Raw genomic sequence first — 1,793 nt, 5'->3', positions numbered from 1 at the left:
GAGCAGCCGCAGAGGCACATCCCCGTCCCCGACACCGTCCGCGCAGATCCGGAAGCCCTGCCCGCGCAGCGCGTCCACCGCTTCCAGCAGAGCCTGCTGCGGTACATGCGTGTACGGCGGGCAGAGGTCCAGCGTCACCTCCCAGGGAAGCCGCCCGGCCTCACGCACGGCGTCGTGCAGGGAAGGGAGCCCTCCAAGGTCGGCGAGGGTCCCGGCGAACACGTTGACGAACAGCGGAAGCAGGGTCTCCCCTCGCGCCGCAGCGTGGATCGCCGACACCGCCAGTCGGCAGTCGAGCTCCGGGTCCCGGCGGGCCTCGGCCAGAACGTCGCCGGTCTCCGGTCGGGCGAGTATCTCCAGCCCCGCGACCGCGCCGGTCGTCAGATTGACCACCGGTTGGAAGGCGAAGCGGAGAGGGTCCGTCCAGGAGTGCACGGGAGCATGATTGACGCCGTCGGTGCACACCCGAGCGCAGTTCATGAGACGTTCACGCAGGATTTCTCCGCGATCACACAACGTATTCCTCAGGGCTCGATGAGCCGCTACGACCGGCATCAGTATCAGCAGCGGCGCCGGTCCGGGATCACTGAGGGCTCACCGCACCCCGATCACCGCCGACCCGTGCCCGAACAGCCCCTGGTTAGCGGTGATGCCCACGCGCGCTCCCACGACCTGTCGGTCACCCGCCACGCCCCTCAACTGCCAGGTCAGCTCGCACACCTGGGCTATCGCCTGCGCTGGGACGGCCTCCCCGAAGGAGGCCAGTCCGCCGCTGGCGTTCACCGGTATACGCCCGCCCAGGGCCGTCGCCCCGTCCCTCAGCAGCTTCACGCCCTCGCCCTCACCGCACAGCCCCAAGTCCTCGTACCACTGCAACTCGAGAGCGGTGGACAGGTCGTAGACCTCGGCCAGCGACAGGTCCTCCGGCCCGATTTCCGCCTCCTCGTATGCCGCCCGGGCGATCGATCTGCGGAACGTCTCGCCGGGTGGCTCTACCGCCCCCGCGGAGTCCGTCGCGATGTCCGGTAGGTCCAGCACGGTGTTCGGGTAGCGCGGGGTCACCGTGGACACGGCCCGGATCCGCACCGGCTCCGCCTGCCCGTGCCGGCGCGCGTACTCCATGCTCGAGAGCACGACCGCCGCGCCGCCGTCGGAGGTGGCACAGATGTCGAGAAGCCGCAGCGGGTCGGCGACGACGGCGGAGGCGGCGACCTCCTCGGCGGTCACGCGGCCGCGGTAGCGCGCGTGGGGGTTCAGCGCTCCCATCGCCGAGTTCTTCACCTTCACCTGTGCGAAGTCGTCCGGCGTGTCACCGTGCTGAGCCATGCGTCTGCGGGCGTACAGCCCGAAGTACACCGGGTTGGCCGCCCCGAGGATCCGGAACCGCAGCCAGTCGGGATCGTCCGGCCGGTCGCCGCCCGCAGGGCGGAAGAACCCCTTGGGAGCGGCATCGGCCCCCACGACGAGCACCACATCGGCGAGCCCGGCGAGGATCTGGGCCCGCGCGGCGTCGATGGCCTGAGCCCCGGACGCGCACGCGGCGTACACGCTGGTGACCCGGGCCCCTTGCCAGCCCAGTCCCTTCGCGAACGTGGCTCCGGAGACATAGCCGGGATAGCCGCCCCGCACCGTGTCCGCACCGATGATCGCGCCGATGTCCGGCCACTCCAGCCCGGCATCGGCGAGCGCCTCGCGGGCCGCACTCCACCGAACTGGCCGTCCTCGTCGCGGCCAACCTCGCGGCGACCGTGCTGCGCTTCCTGCTCTTCCGGGTGTGGGTGTTCCCGGACCGG

2 protein-coding genes are annotated in these 1,793 nt (G+C 71.1%); both read right to left on the bottom strand.

From position 1 onward, the window contains the following. Positions 1-435 (bottom strand): EAL domain-containing protein (locus tag ABZ281_RS48030; protein WP_356665008.1); only part of this gene is annotated, 435 nt, incomplete at its 3' end. 159 nt (positions 436-594) lie between these two features. Beyond that, positions 595-1,793: lipid-transfer protein (locus tag ABZ281_RS48025; protein ID WP_356665006.1), on the bottom strand; the 1,199-nt coding region annotated here is incomplete at its 5' end.

The organism is Streptomyces sp. NPDC006265 (assembly GCF_040613555.1).
In the GTDB taxonomy this organism is placed as follows: domain Bacteria; phylum Actinomycetota; class Actinomycetes; order Streptomycetales; family Streptomycetaceae; genus Streptomyces.
Note: the sequence above shows the minus strand (reverse complement) of the source record. Positions and strands in the feature narration are given on the sequence as shown.